Below are 18,342 nucleotides of genomic sequence, written 5' to 3'. Positions count from 1 at the left end.
TAGCCGTATAGCCCCCTCTCTGTCACCCTTGAAAGCTAAAAGGGGAGACCTTCATGCGTTTGATCCAGCTTTTTGCCGCTATCGTGTTGTGCGTGTTTGCAACAATAGCAAATGCGAGCCCTGAATTCTGGCGAAATGAATGGCCGAACACCGACTTTGAACGAACAACGGTCGAAAGCTGGCGCGAGATCATGTCAGGCGGGCCATCCAAGGACGGTATTCCGGCGCTTTCTGACCCGAAATTTATTGCGGCTTCATCCGAAACCCGGATCGGGGACCGTGAACCGGTCATCAGTTTTGAGATCAGCGGCCAAACCGCGCGCGCTTATCCGATCCGGTATCTGACTTGGCATGAGATCGTGAATGATGTGATCGGCGACGTGCCTGTTGCCGTTACATTTTGCCCGCTGTGCAATTCCGGAATGGTTTTTGACCGTCGGGTGAATGGCGCGCTGCGCACATTTGGTGTCTCGGGCAAGCTTCGAAATTCCGACATGGTCATGTTTGACCGCGAAACTGAAAGTTGGTGGCAACAGGCCGTTGGAACAGGAATTGTTGGCCATCACACGGGTGACACACTGACTCAGCTTCCGTCCTGGATGGAAAGCTGGGCCGAGTTCAAAGAACGCCATCCGGATGGTTTGGTCATGGATGAACCCGACTGGCGCAGGCCCTACGGTCAGAACCCCTATGTCAGTTACGATAGCTCCTCCCGCCCGTTTCTTTATTCAGGCGAAGTGCCCCCTCATGATGTGCCACCTTTAGCGCGCGTTGTGCGTGTTGGCGAACGTGCCTGGACTGTTCAAAGATTGCGCGATGAAGCAGAAGTCAGGGAAGCGGGGTTGGTGATCAGCTGGGCCTCAGGGCAGGCTTCGGCGCTTGATAGCCGCGAAATTAATGCTGGCCGTGACGTCGGAACAATCCGTGTTCGCGATGCGTCGGGCCGTGATGTGCCACATGATGTGATGTTCGCCTTTGCGTTTCACGCCTTCTTCCCAGACGGAAACTGGATGCTTCCTAACTGACCTTTTCAGCAGTGGTCCTCTTTTTTTCGGCTCGCCGATAGGTCGGATTACATACTTTGGCCTCACGAAAGTTTGACTTGCGCCCGAATTCAACCCTAATCTGTTGAATAATGGGGTGAGCAAAAAAGGGATAGATAAATGAGATTTGGATTAATAGCACTTATGGTTTGGGTATGGGCTGGCGTTGCAAATGCCTGTCCTGATTTTCAACTTTGGGGAAACGAAAGATACGATCTTACGGCGCAACAGCTTTATAGCCCACAGGGTTTCCGGGTTGTTGCCGGCGGCAACAACAATCTGGCAGCCTGTCGTATTAAGGCGCGCAATTTCAGAGGGGCAATGCCCGGATATGTCACAACTGCACCTGATTTTTCGATGACAGTGCGCGGACGAAGCGGTTTTCAGTTGGAATTCCGCGTGGTCAGTAATTGTGACGCAACGCTTTTGATTAATACTGCCTCGGGCAACTGGTATTTCGACGATGATGATAACGGAAATGCTGACCCCAAGATTCGCCTGACGCGCCCCGCCGCAGATGGCATTTATGACGTCTGGATCGGCACCTTTGACGGGTCGTCCTGTGATGCCGTTCTTTACATGGAAACGTTCTGATCTTTGTTTGATCTGACGGTTCATCTGTTGGTATGAGAGCGCTAAGAAATTGAAAACACCGCAAGATTTACTTGCGGTGTTTTTTTTGCACTTAGGCTTTTAGTGTGACCAACGCGTGGCGTTTTTTGCCAGCTGACAACTTGATCGGATTGATCAGATCGCTTGTTGTCAGAATCAAACCAGCGTCGGTTAACGGATCATCATTCATCTTTGCGCCGCTCTCCATGATCAGCCGCTTTGCTTCTTTGCCAGACTTCGCAAGCCCTGAACGCACGATCAACTGCACCACAGAAATTCCATCGCCGATATCAGCCGCAGTTAAATCTAAAGTCGGTAGGTCGTCCCCAACACCACCTTTTTCAAAGACTTCGTGGGCTGTGGCCTCGGCTGCTTTCGCGGCATCTGCCCCATGTGCCAAGGTTGTGACCTCGTTGGCGAGGCGGATCTTGGCTGCGTTAATGTCAGACCCTTCAAGGCTGCCCAGTCGTTCGCATTCTTCAATAGGAAGCTCCGTATATAGCTTCAGAAACCGGCCTACATCGGCGTCCGTTGTGTTGCGCCAGAATTGCCAGAACTCATAAGGGCTGCGCATTTCCGGGTTCAACCAGACGGCACCGTCCTGGCTTTTGCCCATCTTCTTGCCATCTGATGTGGTCAGCAGGGGCGATGTCAGGCCGTAAATTTCGTTGTCAAGAACACGCCGGGTCAGATCGATCCCGTTAACGATGTTTCCCCATTGGTCTGAGCCGCCCATTTGAAGCAGGCAACCGTAGCGGCGGTTAAGCTCCAGAAAGTCATAGGCCTGCAGGATCATGTAGTTGAATTCGAGGAACGACAGGCTTTGTTCCCGGTCAAGCCGCGATTTCACGCTTTCAAAGCTCAGCATCCGGTTTACTGAAAAATGCCGCCCGATGTCGCGCAGGAAATCAAGGTAGTTCAACGCGTCGAGCCATTCGGCGTTGTTGACCATAATTGCATCGGTTGGTGTATCACCAAAGCTGACGTATTTCGTGAAGACGGCTTTTATTCCTGCGATATTGGCGTCAATCTCGGCAGGGGTCAGCAGCGGGCGTTCATCGGCGCGAAAGCTCGGGTCCCCAACTTTGGTTGTCCCGCCGCCCATCAGCACGATGGGTTTATGTCCGGTCTTTTGCAGCCAGCGCAGCATCATGATCTGAATAAGGCTGCCGACATGCAAAGACTTGGCCGTGGCATCAAAGCCGATATAAGCAGGTACCACACCTTTGACCAAAGCTTCGTCAAGTGCCTGATAGTCTGTGCAGTCGGCCAGAAAGCCGCGCTCAATCATCACACGCATGAAGTCGGATTTAGCATGGTAAGTCATCAATTTTTTGTCCATGGTTTGCGTTGCGACTTGCGGTATATCGGGGTCACACAAAAAGGGGAAGCCGATGTTGAAATCTGATGCCGTCTGGGCGCTTGGCGCGATGTCGGGCACATCGCTCGATGGCGTTGATGCGGCGTTGCTGCAGACCGACGGGGTGCAGATACTCGAATTCGGTGAAACGGGCTACCGGCCTTATTCCGAGGCAGAGCGAGAAGTGATTGCGGCGGCTCTCGGACGATGGCCAGGAGATGAAGGCGTCGAAGAAGCCGCCGAAGTGATCGAAACCGTACACGCGACGTTGCTGTCGGAGTTTGGTGACGCAGAGCTGATTGGCTTTCACGGTCAGACGCTTGCGCATGACCCACGCGGCATGGGAACGCATCAGGCGGGTGACGGACGGGTGCTGGCAGAGGTATTGCAAACGCCAGTCGTCTGGGACTTTCGCACAACCGATGTTGAAATGGGCGGCGAGGGTGCACCGCTCGCGCCGTTCTTTCATTTTGCCTGCGCAAAGCTGATGGAAATTGACGCCCCGATCGCCTTTCTGAACCTTGGTGGGATCGGGAACCTAACCTGGGTTGATCCAGCCAAATCCCGCCCGGACGAGGATGGCGCGTTGCTTGCCTTTGACACTGGCCCTGCAAACGCGCCGATCAACGATTTGATGTGGCAGCGACGCCATGAGTATTTTGACAAAGATGGCGAACTTGCAGCAGAAGGTGACGTCGATGAAGACATCGTAGAGTCCTTTTTACAGCATTCCTATTTCTACCGGGTTCCACCCAAGTCACTGGATAGAAATGATTTTTCGGATCTGCTGGATGAAGTCGCTATACTGGAAGACGCCGATGCAGCAGCGACGCTGACAGCGATAGCAGCCGCATCCGCTGCGAAGGCGTTAGAACATTGCCCAAGGCTGCCGCAGGGCGTTCTGGTCACCGGAGGAGGGCGCAAGAACCCTACTTTGATGACGATGCTGTCCTTGCTGATGGAGTGCCCGGTTGCTCCGGTCGAAGATGCTGGTTTTAACGGCGACATGCTTGAAGCGCAGGCATTTGCCTATCTTGCTGTTCGGGTGGCCAAAGGAATGACAACCTCTTGTGAAACCACCACGGGTGTTCGTGCTTCGATTGGGGGCGGGATACTGAGCAAACCAACAGGCAAGCGAGCCTTATCAAAGACGCCTTCGAAGAATTTCTAAATCTAAAAATTTGCTCAAGTCGCTTTGCCTAATGTGTTTCTGCTCGTTATTATCGGCGCAGAGGCGGAGAGAAAATGAAACGAGCTTGTAGTATCTGGCGGTCCACAATTGCGGTTTTCGCTGTTTTGATGTTTGCGGTGCCGACCGATGCTAAAAATGCCGGTAAACTCGCCCATGACGCACGCTACGCAACTGAACACCAGTTTGTTTTGGAAATTTTCCAAACACTTAATCAAAGATCAGTAGAGATAGACCGCGAGTTTTGTGGCTTTCTTTACTATGATGGACGCGGCCAGATCGCAGCAACACGCGCCTCAAAAGGCGGAACGCATAGTTGCATGCCGGTTCGCCCCGACGGCGACTACGTGATTTTCTCGTCTTATCACACGCACGCCGCCTATGATCCGAACAGCCTGAACGAATACCCCTCTGCGCAAGACGTGGAAGGGGATTTTGCAAATCGGCACAACGGCTATGTTGCAACGCCGGGCGGGCGGCTTTGGTTCATTGATTTCAAGAAACAGATTGCGCGGCAGATTTGTGACTATCGCTGCCTTCCGTTCGACTCGTCTTACCGGGAACCCCGACGCGAACGCCCAAAGTCAGCGGTGACTTTGCATGAACTTCAGCGGATTATTGACCGCGAATTTGGCTCGTAGAAGCGCAATTCAAGTAACTCCTCCGTCACATGAAGCGCAGAGGAGCGTTTTAAAGAACAGCGATTATTTCAAAATGCTGCGTCCAGCGTAAACTGCCGTGTCGCCCAGCATCTCTTCGATCCGGATCAGCTGATTGTACTTAGCCAGCCGGTCAGAGCGTGACAGCGAACCTGTTTTGATCTGTCCACAATTCGTTGCAACCGCAAGGTCGGCGATTGTGGCGTCTTCAGTTTCGCCAGACCGGTGGGACATCACGCAGGTAAAGCGCGCACGGTGCGCCATATCAACAGCAGCAAGCGTTTCGGTCAGCGTGCCAATCTGGTTCACTTTGACCAGCAGAGAGTTCGCGCTACCCTTTTCAATGCCCTGCGCGAGCCGTTCGGGGCTGGTCACAAACAGGTCGTCACCGACCAGCTGAATACGGTCGCCAAGCGCGTCTGTCAGCATTTTCCAGCCGTCCCAGTCGTCTTCACTGCATCCGTCTTCGATGCTGATGATCGGGTAGTCGTCAACCAGCGCTTTAAGATAGGCGACATTTTCAGCTGATGTCAGGGATTTGCCTTCTCCTTTAAGCTCATACTTGCCGTTCTTAAAGTATTCGGTTGCCGCACAATCCAGTGCCAGATAAACATCGTCGCCCGGTTTGTAGCCTGCTTTTTCAATCGCTATGAGTACAAAATCGAGCGCGTCACGCGTTGAAGACAGGTTCGGTGCAAAACCACCTTCGTCACCAATTCCGGTGTTATGGCCTGCTGCTGAGAGCTCTTTTTTCAGGGTGTGGAATATTTCAGCACCCACCCGGATTGCATCGCGGATCGATGTGGCCGACACCGGCATGATCATGAATTCCTGAATGTCGATGGGGTTGTCGGCGTGCTCGCCACCATTGATAATGTTCATCATAGGAACCGGCAGGGTGCGTGCCGATGTGCCGCCGATATAGCGATAGAGCGGTTGTTCAGTGAACTCGGCTGCCGCATGCGCGACCGCCAAGGAAACGCCAAGTATCGCGTTGGCCCCAAGGCGGGATTTGTTTGCTGTTCCGTCCAGTTCAAGCAGTGCCATATCGATCGCAACCTGTTCGGTTGCATCAAAGCCGATCAATGTGTCTGCGATTTCGCCATTTACTGACTCAACGGCCGCCAAAACACCTTTGCCAAGATAGCGCTTCTTGTCGCCATCACGTTTTTCAACAGCTTCATATGCGCCAGTTGATGCGCCAGATGGCACCATAGCGCGGCCCATTGCACCGCTTTCCAGAATAACGTCAACTTCGACAGTGGGGTTGCCCCGGCTGTCGAGAATCTCGCGGCCGATAATATCGATAATGGTGCTCATGTCAGTCCTTCTTGGTCAGGGGAACTCCGTAAAGTTCCAACCGGTGTCCCTTCAGTTTGTACCCCAGTTTCTGGGCTATTTTCTCCTGAAGAGCTTCAATTTCACGATCTACAAATTCAATGACTTCGCCGGAATTCATATCAATCAGGTGGTCGTGATGGTCACGTTCGGCGTCTTCGTATCGTGCGCGACCATCGCCAAATTCATGCTTTTCCAGAATATCGGCCTCTTCAAACAGTTTCACTGTCCGGTAAACTGTCGCAATCGAGATTTTCGGGTCCCGTGCCGAGGCGCGGTTAAACAGCTCTTCGACATCAGGATGATCATTGGCTTCATGCAGAACATCCGCAATCACGCGGCGCTGCCCCGTCATACGCAGGCCTTTCGCCTCGCATCTGGAAATGATTGTATCTGTCATGCCCGGCCTCATCTCGTCTTGGGGCGGGGTTTAAGCGATTGAGAAGCGGGTTTCCACTGTTTTGATGAAGTTTCTTTGCGTGTTGCAGATTCAGCTAGAACCATTTTAGCTGTTTCAGAACGGCGTAAACCAGAATTCCAAGAACCAATGTTCCGCCGGTCAATGCCGCGAAAGCGTAGGGCCAATCAATGCCCGGCATCCCGGCGACATTTACGCCAAACAACCCGGTTAGAAAGCCAAGTGGCAGAAAGATCGCCGCAACAATAGAAAGAACATGGCTGTTCCTTGCCTGAAGCGACGCATGCTGAGTTGCTAGGTGGTCCTGCAAAACCGTGAGCCGATCACGAATTGAATCCAGTTCCTCTACACTTCGCGTCACACGGTTCGCGGTTTCACGCAGTCGCAGGCGGGCTGCTTTGTTGAAAATACCAGTCTCGGTTTCGACCATCGCCCACATCGCTTCGCGCTGAGGTCCTATATAGCGGCGGAATTTTATGACGCTTTTTCGAAGTTGCGCTAAGGTCGGTGAGTCATTTTGCGTACTGTCTTCGGCCTCGTCCTCCAATTGGTCAGTGGCATCGCCGAGTTCGACAGTTGTCTTTTCAATTCGGGCGGTTATGGCCTCGGTAAGTTGGTTCAAAAACCCGGAAACGGTACCCGGGGCCGCGCCAGTTTCAGCGGCTTGTCGAAGATCATCAACGGCGAAAACTTTTCGGATGCGTGCGCTGATGATCAGGTTTTTGCTGACCCAAAGGCGAAGCGAAACCATGTCATCTGCATCTTGGCCGGGGTTCGCGTTTACGACACGCAGGTTAAGTATTATTCCGTCTTCATGGATGTCACATCTTGGACGTGTTTCAGATTGCAGAAGTGCGGCACCGGCAATCGGGCTGACATGCGTTCCGACCCAGTTTTTAAGGTTAGGATCATTCAGGTCAAAATGCAGCCAGCGATACGCCGCCTGTTCGCTTGCGGTGGGCAGGGTGTCAGGGGCAGGGATCGCCCGACCGTCAGGCATGACATCAAATGCACATATCGGGGTGATGTCTTTTGCAAAGTGCGTTTCATCCGCCATCAAACCAACTCCGGCTCACGTCCTAATTTGCTTGCGACACGTGCGACGGTAAGCCCCTGAACGATGATAGAGAACAGGACAATGACATAGGTTGCCGTCAGGATAAGGGGTTTCCATTCACTGTCAGGCAGGCTGAGCGCAAGGGCGACCGAAATGCCGCCTTTCAACCCGCCCCACGTCATGATCGGAATGACGCCGCGTGAAAAATTGCGGAATGGTTTGAGCAGGAACACGGGAACAGCAACCGCAGCAAGCCGTGCAAACAGTGCCAGCAGAACTGCCAAACCACCTGCAAGAAGAGCGTCCGACGTGAAAGCAACCGCAAAAACTTCAAATCCGATCATAAGGAAAAGCACGGCATTCAGGATTTCATCGATCAGTTTCCAGAACGCCTCAACATAGCCGCGGGTTTCTTCGGTCATTCCATGTTTCATACCGACGTCACCAATGAACAGGCCAGCAACCACTGCCATGATTGGTGCAGAAACATGCAACCACACAGCCAGCTGGTAGCCCCCGAAAGCAAGGCCCAGCGTAATCAGAACTTCCAGTGAATAGTCGTCGATCCGGCGCATGACCCGAAACACAAGCCAGCCCAGAACAGCCCCGAGCACAGCACCACCCAGGGCTTCCTGCAGGAAAAGTTTAACTGCCCAGACAGCGCCTGACCCATGTGCGTCATCACCTGGAAAGGCAAGCCCGACAAGTACAAGAAAGACCACATAGCCAACGCCATCGTTGAACAACGACTCTCCGGCGATTTTGGTTTCCAGCGTTTTCGCAAGGTTCGCTTCGCGCAGCACACCCAAAACCGCAACGGGATCAGTCGGCGAGACAAGCGCGCCAAAAACCAATGCAATAAGCAGCGGCATGCCTGTTATCCAGCTAAACCCAAACCCCACAATGGCGGTCGACAGGCCAACACCAATTGTGGCCATCAGAAAAACGACCTTCCACTGTTCGCGCAAATCAGACAGCCGGACATGTAGTGCACCCGCAAAAAGCAGCAGGCCAAGCATGCCTTCTAGAAGTGCGTCGGAAAAGTCGATGCCTTTCACCACTTCACGAACTTGGTCCGCCATTTGCAGCGACGGGACAATCAAATCAGCCAACATCACTCCAAAAGAGGCGAAAAGCGCCACGATAAGAATGCCGATCGAGCTCGGAAGTTTTAAAAACAAATAGTTAATCGTGCCGAACGCGCCGGCCATAACTATCAAAAGGGAGGTGATCTGTAGCAGGCTCATTGTGTGTCTCTTTCTTTGACCCTCTCCTAGCACGGACCACGCGACGCGGGAACTGCTTGACACAATGATTTCGCGGGGATTGTGTGGCGCAGGCAAGGTTTCGGGGTAATTCATGGATCGCAAAGACAAAATTGATGCTTTTGGTGTCATTGCCCTTACGGGATTCGCACTTTTGTCGGGCTTTAATCAGGTCATTATCAAGCTGGTAAACGGTGGCCTGCAACCCGTATTTTTTGCCGGGGTACGTTCGCTTGGCGCGCTGTTTTGCGTTTGGCTCTGGATGAGGTTCAGGGGCAAGTCGTTTGATTTTTCACGCCGTATCTTTGTTGCAGGGCTCTTTGTCGGGCTGATTTTCACAGCAGAGTTTTTCTGCCTTTTTCTTGCTCTCGATTATTCGTCGGTCAGCCGGACCACCATTCTTTATTACTCCATGCCGATATGGCTTAGTCTGGCGGCGCATTTTTTTCTGCCGGGGGACCGAATGAACCGAAAGAAGGCACTGGGTGTTGCATTGGCATTTACCGGTGTCGCTATCGCGATTCTTGACCGGGGCGATCAGGGTGGGCAGGCGAGCCTGATTGGCGATGTCTTTGCCGTTCTGGCGGCCATCGGCTGGGCCGGAATTGCGCTTTGCGTGCGCGTGACGCCGATTTCAGAAACCAGCCCCGAGATGCAGCTTTTCTATCAGGTCGCGGTCTCGGGCATAATATTGACTTTGCTTGCGCCGTTCTTTGGCCCGCTCGTGCGGGATTTGATGCCGATTCACCTGGTCGGGCTTTTGTTTCAAACTGTGGTGGTGGTGACCATTGGCTTCGTGTCGTGGTTTTGGCTGATGACGATCTACCCGGCGTCAGGTGTTGCGTCTTTTTCTTTCCTGTCGCCGATCTTTGGCGTGTTTTTCGGCTGGGCGATTTTGGACGAAGAGATTGGACTCGCAACGATTGGCGCGATTCTACTGGTCGCGATCGGTATTTTTCTGATCAATCGGCCGAGGCGTGTGCGCGGAGTGTGACATCCGCCCAGACGGGTAGATGGTCAGATGCAATGCGCGATTGCAGTGTTTCAACGACGCCAGCATCACGCAATTCCACCAGAGGATTTAGTGCGATCCGGTCAAGTGCAGCGATAGGGCGGGCCGCATGAAAGCTGCGCCCCGGTGAATGGACCTCAAAGTGACCTTCCAAGGGCTCCATGCCGCGGGATTTTGACCATTCGTTGAAATCTCCGAGCAGTATGGTTGGCATATCCTTCCGGACCGCCAGGTTTTCCTGCAGCTCTGTCAACTGACGGCGGCGGTGGCGACGCGCCAACCCAAGGTGGGTGCCGATAATTCTGAACATGCCGCTTGCGCCCGCAATCTCTGCCAATACAGCACCACGTGGCTCAAACCCGGGCAGTTTAATCCGGCTAAAGCTTTCAAGGCTGAATTCCTTACGCAGCAGTATCGCGTTTCCGTGCCAGCCAAGCGAAACATCATTTTGCGAAAGTTCGACGACTGTGTAATCCGTTTCTTGCGCAACAATTGCGTGCGGTAAAGCGGCTGGTCGAACCCCAAGCCGTTTGTCTGCCTCTTGCAGCACAATGACGTCTGCCTCAATCTTGTTGATAACATTAGCTATGCGCAACGGACGGCGTTTTCGGTCTAGGCCGATGCATTTGCGAATGTTGTAACTGGCGACACGAAGCTTCATACCTTAAACATAAGTACGAATTGGCAATTTGGTAGGGAAGATGCGTGTCTTTGATGGTGGTGGTTTAAAAGGGCAGTCCTATGTCGTTTACGTCATTTGGGCGGCTTTGCTGCTTTCGTTTGCGATTTCTCTGTTCAATGCAAACTGGTCCCTTAGCTTTCTGGCAATCGCAACACTGCTTATGTCAATGGTGCCCGCTTTGTTTGCCCGCTGGTTTAAAATTCACCTTCCGGTTTCATTTTTTGCGGCCATTGTTGTGTTCATCTTTGGCACGATCTTTCTGGGTGAGGCTTACGATTTTTATGAACGATACTGGTGGTGGGATATCGCTTTGCACGGCGGGTCTGCTGTTGGGTTTGGACTGATCGGATTTGTCTTTGTTTTTATGTTGTTCGAGGGCGACCGTTACGCCGCGCCACCGTGGGCCATCGCTTTTTTCGGATTCTGTTTTGCTGTCATGATCGGCATGGTGTGGGAGATTTTTGAATTCTCAATGGATCAGATATTTGGTCTGAACATGCAAAAATCGGGCCTTACCGATACTATGTGGGATCTGATTGTCGATATGGCTGGTGCGCTTTTTGGCGCAAGCGCGGGCGTGGCCTATCTCAAAGGGCGCTCGCGTCTTGGATTGCCAAGCATGATAAAGGAATTTATCAGCAAGAACCGACGTTTCTTTTCAAAATCAGACGAAAATTAGGTACCGCAAAAGGTTTGCAGAACCTCTTCTTCTGGCTGTGGCGGCCGGGTCAGGTCCGCTTCTTTCTGTTGCTCGGAATAGGGGTTGGACAATACCCGATTGAGCCGTTCAAAGGGGGCAAAGTCACCTGCAACACCTGCTTGTATTGCCTCTTCAATCCGGTGATTGCGGGGTATGACGGCAGGATTTGTTCTTTCCATCAGTGTAGCCTGTTCTTCTTCGGTGCTGCCGTCGCGCACGCGCCGCGCGGCCCATGCAGGTGCCCACTGATCAAAGGCTGCGGGGTTAGAAAACTGATCACGGGCCTTAGCGGTACCAAGTGCGCGGAAACAATTGGAAAAATCGGCGTCCCCTGCGGTCATGCGTGCCAGCAAATCGCCAATGAGCGCTGCATCACCTTCCTCGGCACTTCGCAACCCGATCTTGGCACGAAACAAGTTTAGCCATTCGGATTGAAATAAATCAGCAAAGCGATGTACAGCTTCAGTGGCCTTTTCAATGGCCACATCTTTGTCGCCCCCCATTAGTGGTAAAAGGCTTGTGGCAAGCTGCGCAAGGTTCCAGACGGCAATGTCTGGCTGGTTTTGATAGGCGTATCGGCCGCGCTGGTCGATTGAACTGAAAACTGTCTCCGGATGATATCGGTCCATGAACGCACATGGCCCATAGTCGATCGTTTCCCCGGCGATGTGGCAATTGTCGGTGTTCATCACACCATGTATAAATCCGACACTCATCCACTGCGCGATCAGCTTTGCCTGACGTACGATTGCTGCCTGCAGCAAGCCAAGTGCGCCTTCCGCTTCGGGATAGTGGCGGGCAATTGCGTAATCGGTCAGCACTTGCAAGGCTTCGGTATTTTGACGTGCCGCAAAATATTGGAATGTACCAACTCGGATATGGCTGGATGCAACACGCGTGAGCACAGCGCCGGGCAGGGCAGATTCGCGCTGCACCTTCTGTCCGGTAGATACAGCAGCAAGTGCACGGGTCGTTGGGATACCCATAGCATGCATGGCTTCGGAAACGATATATTCCCGCAACACCGGGCCAAGCCATGCGCGCCCATCGCCATTACGGCTGAAGGGGGTGGGGCCAGAGCCCTTTAGCTGGATATCGCGGCGTATGCCGTTCTGATCAATAACCTCACCCAGCAGAACTGCACGGCCGTCACCAAGCTGAGGAACAAAATTTCCAAACTGATGGCCCGCGTAGGCCTGGGCAATCGGTTCTGACCCGGCTGCCAGCGCGTTACCCGCCAACACGGCAATCCCTTCCAAAGATCCGAGCATGTCGGGATCGATGCCAAGTTCCAGCGCCAACCGCTGGTTTACTGCAATCAGGTCAGGCGCAATAACGGGCATTGGTCGCTGATGCGCAAAAAAACTGTCAGGCAGCCGTGCGTAGCTATTGTCAAAAGGGATCGTAATGGGCATTGCGCGTTTCTCCTGACCCAGAGATAGGCGAATATGCGGCTGGTTTACAGGTGTGCGGTCTAAGATCGCGTGAAATTCCTTTCCTCAGGCGTCTTGTCGACCGCGATATCGAATTTTACCGGCTTTCGGACAATTGATTCAGATCATCACAGTGTGATTGCCTTTCAACTAATCATTGGAAATGGTTGGAAAGCTGTTTTGCAGGCTCCTCTCGGTGTTTTAGTGCGCTGCGACGCGATCAAGAGGCATAAGATGAAATTTACCATCCGGGGTGGTCTGGACTTACGTATCAAAGGAAACCCCAAGCAAAGTATTGAGGACGGCGCTGAAATATCGTCGGTTGCTTTGAGCGGCGGCGACTTGCGGGGCATACGGCCTAAGTTGCTGGTTCAGCCGGAACAAAGAGTCGCCATCGGCCAACCCTTGTTTTGCGACCGGAATGATCCGGAGGTGATGTTCACCTCTCCTGTAGCGGGAGTTGTTTCGCACATTGACCGAAGCCGTCGGAGCCGATTTGAAAAGATCGAGATACAGTGTGACGGAAAAAAAACTGTCACATTCGACACATCCGGCGATGTTCGTGAGGTTTTGCTCAAATCTGGCCTATGGACGACACTCACGACGCGCCCGTTCGGCAATGTTCCAAACTCAAGCGCGGCGGCAGAGGCAATTTTGGTGACTGCCATAGATACAAACCCCTTGGCGGCGGACCCAACGGTGATTGTTCAATCTGCCCAAGCGGAATTCGCGCTTGGATTGGAAAAACTGGCGTCGCTGGTGGATGAACCGGTGATCATCTGTCAGGCTGCAGGGTCGCCGATCATTGAGACTGAACGTAAAAACATTCGTATTGCCGAGTTTCGGGGCAAGCACCCTGCGGGACTTCCGGGCGTGCATCTTGAGCGGCTCAGGCTTGGCGGACAGCGGGTGTGGCAGATCGGTTATCAGGACGTCATTGCTATCGGCCACCTGTTTCAGAATGGGCAACTGTCGCCTGACCAGATTGTCGCCCTTGCCGGCCCGATGGCGCGCAATCCCCGGCTCTTGCGAACGCGGCGATGCGCCAACCTGCAGGACATGTTGGTCGGAGAAGCCCTGGATGGTGAATTGATTGTTTTTTCCGGGTCAGTCTTGTCAGGCAGGCCCGCGACCTTTTTAGGCCACCGGCATGTTCAGGTTTGCCTGATGCCTGCCAATTCCCGGGATCAACAGAGCCCGTACTCTCAGCACGGAAACCGGAACATGCCAATGCCCGTGCTTCCGAACGAGACCTTCGAAGGCACGTTGCCTCGGAGTATCCTGCCTGTCCCGCTGATGCGCGCCCTAAGTGTTGGCGATTGGGAAACAGCGCATCGTCTAGGTGTGAAAGATCTGTTGGAAGAGGACGTGGCACTTTTGTCCACTCTGTGTACCAGTGGCGCGGATTATGGCGCACTGCTGCGCCGCGCGCTCGTCGATCTAGAGGGGCTGCCGCAATGAACCTCTATCGGCCCTTTTCGGTGTCTTCAGGCAGTAACGCGCCTTACATGCGTGGCTTCTGGTCTTACGAGCGCGCAACCTGGGCAACGCTGTTTTGCCTGATCCCGCCATTGGTTGCCACACTTTGGGAAAACGGCGGCGCACTTTTTCCGGCTTTGGTACTTTCGGTGATCACGGTGGTGGGTTGGCAAGCTCTTTTTGTTGCTCGGCGGAAGATTCCCCAGCGCAGGGGTGTGCTTGTCAGCGCCGTGATATTCGTGGTTATCGCTGGTGGCGACGCGCCACTTTTTCCGGCGGTTCTGGGATTGTCCTTTGGAATCATCTTAGGTGAGCTGGTGTTCGGAGGCAGGGGGTTCAGTTTTCTAAATCCGGTCGTGGTCGCCCTGGCGTTTATTATCTTTGCATACCCGACGATCACCTTCTCGAGCCCCGCAGACTGGTTAACTTATGCCAGCATTCCTGGCGCGGTTTTCCTGATAGTCTCGCGGCTGGTGTCGTGGCGCATGCTTGCGGGCTTTGTCGTGTCGCTGATTGCCACCAGTTCCCTTTTCGGGGCCGTGATTGACCTTGGCAGCCTCACTCAAGGGTATTTTCTTTTCATTGTGATTTTTCTGGCATGCGATCCAGCAACTTCAGCCTGTACCAACAGTGGGCGATGGGCAAACGGTATACTGTCCGGTTTTCTGGTCTGTGTTTTCACAGGGTCGGGCGGTGCGGCCAATGAGGTCCAGCCGCTGATCATGGCAATTTTCCTGGGAAGCATCTTTGCCCCCTTGATCGACAGAATTGTGGTCGAAATCAACGTTTTTATGCGGAGTCGTCGGAATGGCTGATTTCAACCCAATCCGCCTCTGGAAACGCTTTCTCGCACTCCCAAATGACGATCTTGGCAAGACCTTGGTGTTCGCGTTCCTGATAACATTCGTGGCCTCGGTCATTGTGTCAGTCGCTGCTGTTACACTGACGCCATTTTACCAGCAGAATCTTGATCGCGAACGGCAGGCGCGTATGGAAGAGATGGTCGCGTCCCTGTCCGTCATGTCCGATATACTGAGCGAGCTTAAGATAGACGATTTTGATGTTCGGATTGTTGATCTATCCAGCGGCACCTTTGCGAAAGATATTGATCCGACAAGTTACAACCAGCGCGAAGCTGCGCGCGATCCGAACCAAAGTCTCTCATTGCCACGCGACTCTGATACTGCCGGTATCAGACAGCGGGCGAATTTCGCCCCGGTCTATATTCTTCGTCGGGATCAGGCCTTGGAATTGATCGTCTTTCCGGTGCGCGGCGTTGGCTATCAGTCGATGCTCTATGCATTTCTTGCACTCGAAGCAGATGCGAACACGATCGCAGGACTGTCGTTCTATGAACAGGGCGAAACACCCGGTGTCGGGGCGCGTATCACGGAGCCTGACTGGCAGGCCCTTTGGCCCGGCAAGACACTGGCTGATGAGAACGGGGATATTCGAATTTCCGTTGTACGTGGCAGCGGGCAAGGCCGCTTTGAGGTTGACGGTATTTCAGGAGCGACACGAACCGGTAACGGGGTTTCCAATATGCTGCACTTTTGGTTGGGAGACTTTGGTTTCGGACCATTCCTAAAGCGCATTCAAGCCGGGGAGATCAGATTATGAAGCAGGCATATGCGCATCTCACCGACCCCCTGATAAAAGCCAACCCCATCACGCTGCACATTCTTGGGATATGCTCTGCACTTGCGGTTACAACGTCGGTTTCTACTGCGCTTACGATGTCTGCAGCACTGACGGTCGTGCTTGTGCTCTCTAGCGCGATGATCAGCGCCATTCGTCACCACATGCCAACGGCAATTCGGTTGATTGTCCAGATCACCATTATTGCGTCGCTGGTGATTGTGATGGACCTTTTTCTAAAGGCCTTTGCCTTTGAGATGAGCAAACGTCTTTCGATCTTTGTTGGGCTGATCGTGACCAATTGCCTGGTCCTTGGCCGGGCCGAAGCATTTGCCCGGAGAAACCCGGTGTGGCCAAGCGTACTTGACGCGCTGGGGAACGGGCTGGGGTACAGCATCATTCTTTTGACAGTCGGGACCATCCGGGAATTGTTTGGGGTCGGCACGCTGCTGGGGTATGAAATTCTGCCGTTGGTGGAAAATGGTGGCTGGTTCCGGCCCATGCACGTGATGTTACTGGCCCCGAGCGCATTCTTCATTGTCGGCTTTCTTGTCTGGGTCATTCGGAGCTTGAGGCCCGAGCAGGCCGAAACTCCCGAATTCCGAATTCTTAGTCATGATGAAACGGCGCAATCATGAGCGATCTTTTCCTGTCATCAATCTTTGAACAGAATCTGGCGCTGTCCTTCTTTCTGGGTATCTGCACTTTTTTGGCAGTGTCGCAGAAATTTGAAACCGCATTTGGCCTTGGTATCGCTATGATAGTGGTTCAGGCGATTTCGGTGCCTTTGAACCATCTGATTTATCAGGGGCTTTTGGTCGAAGGGGCCTGGGCATGGGCAGGACTGCCCGAGATTGATCTTAGCTTTCTGAAGCTTCTCAGCTTCATCGCTGTGATTGCCGCCATGGTCCAGATTCTGGAAATGCTGCTCAATCGCTTTGTTCCGGCTCTTTACTATGCCTTGGGGATTTATCTTCCGTTGGTGACAGTGAACTGCGCGATCCTTGGCGGAAGCCTGTTTATGGTCGAGCGTCAGTATTCCTTTGGCGAAAGCGTCGTGTATGGCTTTGGCAGCGGAATTGGTTGGGCGCTCGCTATCGTGACCTTTGCTGCGATCCGCGAACGGTTAAAATACAGTGACATCCCAGCCGGCCTGCAGGGGCTGGGCATGGCATTCGTCGTAACCGGGCTGATGTCACTTGGGTTTTCGGCCTTTGCCGCTGGGGGTGCGCCATGAACAGCATTCTGGCGGGCATAGCCCTGTTCACCCTGATCGTTATGGTATTGGTTCTGAGCATTCTGACAGTCAAAGCAATGCTTTCAAGAAAGGTCGCGGTAACAGTTACTGTAAATGAGGATAAAAAATTCACGGCTCAAACCGGGCAAAAACTGCTCGAGGTTCTGAACGATGCTAGTGTTCTGGTTCCGTCCGCCTGTGCGGGTGCCGGCACCTGCGGCCTCTGCCGTGTAGCGGTCCCTGTTGGCGGTGGTCAGGTTTTGCCAACAGAGCGTGCGAAACTCGGCAGAGCCGAAATGCGGAACCATGTTCGGCTTGCCTGTCAGGTTGTTGTCCGAGAAGACATGGAGGTGCGTGTTCCCAACGATCTGCTTGGAACCGAATCCTGGGAATGCAGTGTTGCGTCCGTCCGCATGATGACGCCGTTCATTCGCGAGATCGTTCTGGACCTTCCGTCTGGTGCGACTCCCAATTTGCGCGCGGGTTCGTTTGTTCAGGTGACCGCGCCCCCTTATGATATTCGGTTTGCCGATTTTGATATTTCGGAAACGTTCGAAGAGATCTGGTCGGGCTCTGCCCTCAGAGGGTTAGTTTCGCGCAACAAGACGGCTGTTTCACGCGCCTATTCTATTGCGAACAGACCAGGCGATAAGGGCAAGATCGTTTTGAATGTGCGCCTGGCGCTGCCGCCGCCGTCCGTTGAAAACGCACCACCGGGTGTTGTTTCATCATACCTGTTCAACTTGCGGAAAGGCGAAAGTCTAAAGGTCGCTGGTCCTTATGGCAGTTTTGGTGCCAGAGATACCGGCAGAGAGATGATCTTTATCGGTGGCGGTGTAGGTATGGCGCCATTGCGTGCAATTTTGTTCGATCAACTCGAAAGGGTTGGCACCAGTCGCAAAATATCGTTCTGGTACGGAGCACGCAGCCGGATCGAGCTTTTCTACGAAAACGAGCTCAATGAGTTGCAGGAAAAACATAACAATTTCAAATGGACAGCCGCCCTGTCTGACGCAAAACCCAGCGACGAATGGGATGGGCCGATTGGGTTCATTCATGACGTGGCGTATGAACGCTATCTCAAAGACCACGAAGCCCCGGAAGAGTGCGAGTATTATCTCTGTGGCCCGCCGCTGATGATCCGGGCTGTCATGTCCATGCTCGGAGAGATTGGCGTGGAACCCGACAGCATCTTCAATGACGATTTTGGAGGCTAGAGA

19 protein-coding genes are annotated in these 18,342 nt (G+C 53.4%); 12 read left to right on the top strand and 7 right to left on the bottom strand.

Features of this window, described 5'->3' with window-relative positions:
• Window positions 1-53: 53 nt before the first annotated feature.
• Entirely contained in the window at window positions 54-1,025 is a 972-nt protein-coding gene (locus MWU63_RS04930; protein ID WP_213888263.1) for a DUF3179 domain-containing protein, read from the top strand.
• A 138-nt stretch (window positions 1,026-1,163) separates the two neighbouring features.
• Complete coding sequence (locus MWU63_RS04925) at window positions 1,164-1,637, top strand: hypothetical protein (protein ID WP_213888262.1); 474 nt, start codon at window positions 1,164-1,166, stop codon at window positions 1,635-1,637.
• A gap of 91 nt (window positions 1,638-1,728) precedes the next feature.
• Here the strand turns inward: MWU63_RS04925 and tyrS are convergent, their stop codons facing one another.
• Window positions 1,729-2,982, bottom strand: a complete 1,254-nt coding sequence (gene tyrS / locus MWU63_RS04920; protein WP_213888261.1) for a tyrosine--tRNA ligase — start codon at window positions 2,980-2,982, stop codon at window positions 1,729-1,731.
• Between the two features lie 67 nt (window positions 2,983-3,049).
• Between tyrS and MWU63_RS04915 the strand changes: the two genes are divergently transcribed.
• Both MWU63_RS04915 and MWU63_RS04910 read left to right on the top strand, forming a co-directional pair.
• Window positions 3,050-4,186, top strand: coding sequence for an anhydro-N-acetylmuramic acid kinase (locus MWU63_RS04915; RefSeq protein WP_247077116.1), 1,137 nt, complete (start codon window positions 3,050-3,052; stop codon window positions 4,184-4,186).
• A 74-nt stretch (window positions 4,187-4,260) separates the two neighbouring features.
• A complete protein-coding gene (locus tag MWU63_RS04910) occupies window positions 4,261-4,845 on the top strand; it encodes a DUF4329 domain-containing protein (protein WP_213888259.1) in 585 nt (194 codons plus the stop codon).
• Between the two features lie 63 nt (window positions 4,846-4,908).
• Here MWU63_RS04910 and eno read toward each other — a convergent pair whose 3' ends face one another.
• The 4 genes from eno to MWU63_RS04890 all read right to left on the bottom strand — a co-directional run bounded on the left by eno (window position 4,909) and on the right by MWU63_RS04890 (window position 8,923).
• Window positions 4,909-6,183: a phosphopyruvate hydratase gene (gene eno / locus MWU63_RS04905; protein ID WP_213888258.1), complete on the bottom strand. Its 1,275-nt coding sequence runs from the start codon at window positions 6,181-6,183 to the stop codon at window positions 4,909-4,911.
• Window position 6,184: 1 nt separating this feature from the next.
• Window positions 6,185-6,601 (bottom strand): Fur family transcriptional regulator, encoded by a 417-nt coding sequence (locus MWU63_RS04900; protein WP_213888257.1) that lies wholly within the window; start codon window positions 6,599-6,601, stop codon window positions 6,185-6,187.
• Between the two features lie 94 nt (window positions 6,602-6,695).
• On the bottom strand, window positions 6,696-7,676 hold the full coding sequence (locus tag MWU63_RS04895) for a zinc transporter ZntB (RefSeq protein WP_213888256.1): 981 nt from the start codon (window positions 7,674-7,676) through the stop codon (window positions 6,696-6,698).
• Window positions 7,676-8,923, bottom strand: coding sequence for a sodium:proton antiporter (locus MWU63_RS04890; RefSeq protein WP_213888255.1), 1,248 nt, complete (start codon window positions 8,921-8,923; stop codon window positions 7,676-7,678). Before MWU63_RS04890 ends, MWU63_RS04895 begins: the two co-directional genes overlap by 1 nt.
• A 112-nt stretch (window positions 8,924-9,035) precedes the next feature.
• Between MWU63_RS04890 and MWU63_RS04885 the strand changes: the two genes are divergently transcribed.
• Window positions 9,036-9,935, top strand: coding sequence for a DMT family transporter (locus tag MWU63_RS04885; protein WP_213888254.1), 900 nt, complete (start codon window positions 9,036-9,038; stop codon window positions 9,933-9,935).
• Here MWU63_RS04885 and MWU63_RS04880 read toward each other — a convergent pair.
• Window positions 9,904-10,614: an endonuclease/exonuclease/phosphatase family protein gene (locus MWU63_RS04880; protein ID WP_247077114.1), complete on the bottom strand. Its 711-nt coding sequence runs from the start codon at window positions 10,612-10,614 to the stop codon at window positions 9,904-9,906. The two genes, MWU63_RS04885 and MWU63_RS04880, sit on opposite strands and share 32 nt — an antisense overlap.
• A gap of 40 nt (window positions 10,615-10,654) precedes the next feature.
• On the opposite strand from MWU63_RS04880, the gene MWU63_RS04875 reads away from it, so the two are divergent.
• The gene (locus MWU63_RS04875) at window positions 10,655-11,314 is read left to right on the top strand and encodes a hypothetical protein (RefSeq protein WP_213888252.1); all 660 of its coding nucleotides are present in this window, start codon (window positions 10,655-10,657) and stop codon (window positions 11,312-11,314) included.
• Here the strand turns inward: MWU63_RS04875 and MWU63_RS04870 are convergent.
• On the bottom strand, window positions 11,311-12,750 hold the full coding sequence (locus MWU63_RS04870) for a protein adenylyltransferase SelO (protein ID WP_247077112.1): 1,440 nt from the start codon (window positions 12,748-12,750) through the stop codon (window positions 11,311-11,313). The genes MWU63_RS04875 and MWU63_RS04870 overlap by 4 nt on opposite strands.
• A gap of 252 nt (window positions 12,751-13,002) precedes the next feature.
• Here MWU63_RS04870 and MWU63_RS04865 point away from each other — a divergent pair, with 252 nt between their 5' ends.
• From MWU63_RS04865 to nqrF, 6 genes are read left to right on the top strand one after another with little or no spacing between them, the layout of a single operon-like run.
• Entirely contained in the window at window positions 13,003-14,229 is a 1,227-nt protein-coding gene (locus MWU63_RS04865) for a hypothetical protein (RefSeq protein WP_247077110.1), read from the top strand.
• Window positions 14,226-15,062 carry an RnfABCDGE type electron transport complex subunit D gene (locus tag MWU63_RS04860; RefSeq protein WP_213888249.1) on the top strand — a complete coding sequence of 279 codons (837 nt, stop codon included), beginning with the start codon at window positions 14,226-14,228 and terminating at the stop codon, window positions 15,060-15,062. The genes MWU63_RS04865 and MWU63_RS04860 overlap by 4 nt, the downstream gene beginning before the upstream one ends.
• On the top strand, window positions 15,055-15,867 hold the full coding sequence (locus MWU63_RS04855; RefSeq protein ID WP_213888248.1) for a Na(+)-translocating NADH-quinone reductase subunit C: 813 nt from the start codon (window positions 15,055-15,057) through the stop codon (window positions 15,865-15,867). The genes MWU63_RS04860 and MWU63_RS04855 overlap by 8 nt, the downstream gene beginning before the upstream one ends.
• A complete protein-coding gene (locus tag MWU63_RS04850) occupies window positions 15,864-16,523 on the top strand; it encodes an NADH:ubiquinone reductase (Na(+)-transporting) subunit D (RefSeq protein WP_213888247.1) in 660 nt (219 codons plus the stop codon). Before MWU63_RS04855 ends, MWU63_RS04850 begins: the two co-directional genes overlap by 4 nt.
• Complete coding sequence (nqrE, locus tag MWU63_RS04845) at window positions 16,520-17,122, top strand: NADH:ubiquinone reductase (Na(+)-transporting) subunit E (RefSeq protein WP_213888246.1); 603 nt, start codon at window positions 16,520-16,522, stop codon at window positions 17,120-17,122. Before MWU63_RS04850 ends, nqrE begins: the two co-directional genes overlap by 4 nt.
• Window positions 17,119-18,339 (top strand): NADH:ubiquinone reductase (Na(+)-transporting) subunit F, encoded by a 1,221-nt coding sequence (gene nqrF, locus MWU63_RS04840; protein ID WP_213888245.1) that lies wholly within the window; start codon window positions 17,119-17,121, stop codon window positions 18,337-18,339. The genes nqrE and nqrF overlap by 4 nt, the downstream gene beginning before the upstream one ends.
• Window positions 18,340-18,342 lie beyond the last annotated feature (3 nt).

The organism is Pseudohalocynthiibacter sp. F2068, assembly GCF_023015645.1.
GTDB lineage: Bacteria > Pseudomonadota > Alphaproteobacteria > Rhodobacterales > Rhodobacteraceae > Pseudohalocynthiibacter > Pseudohalocynthiibacter aestuariivivens.
Note: the sequence above shows the minus strand (reverse complement) of the source record. Positions and strands in the feature narration are given on the sequence as shown.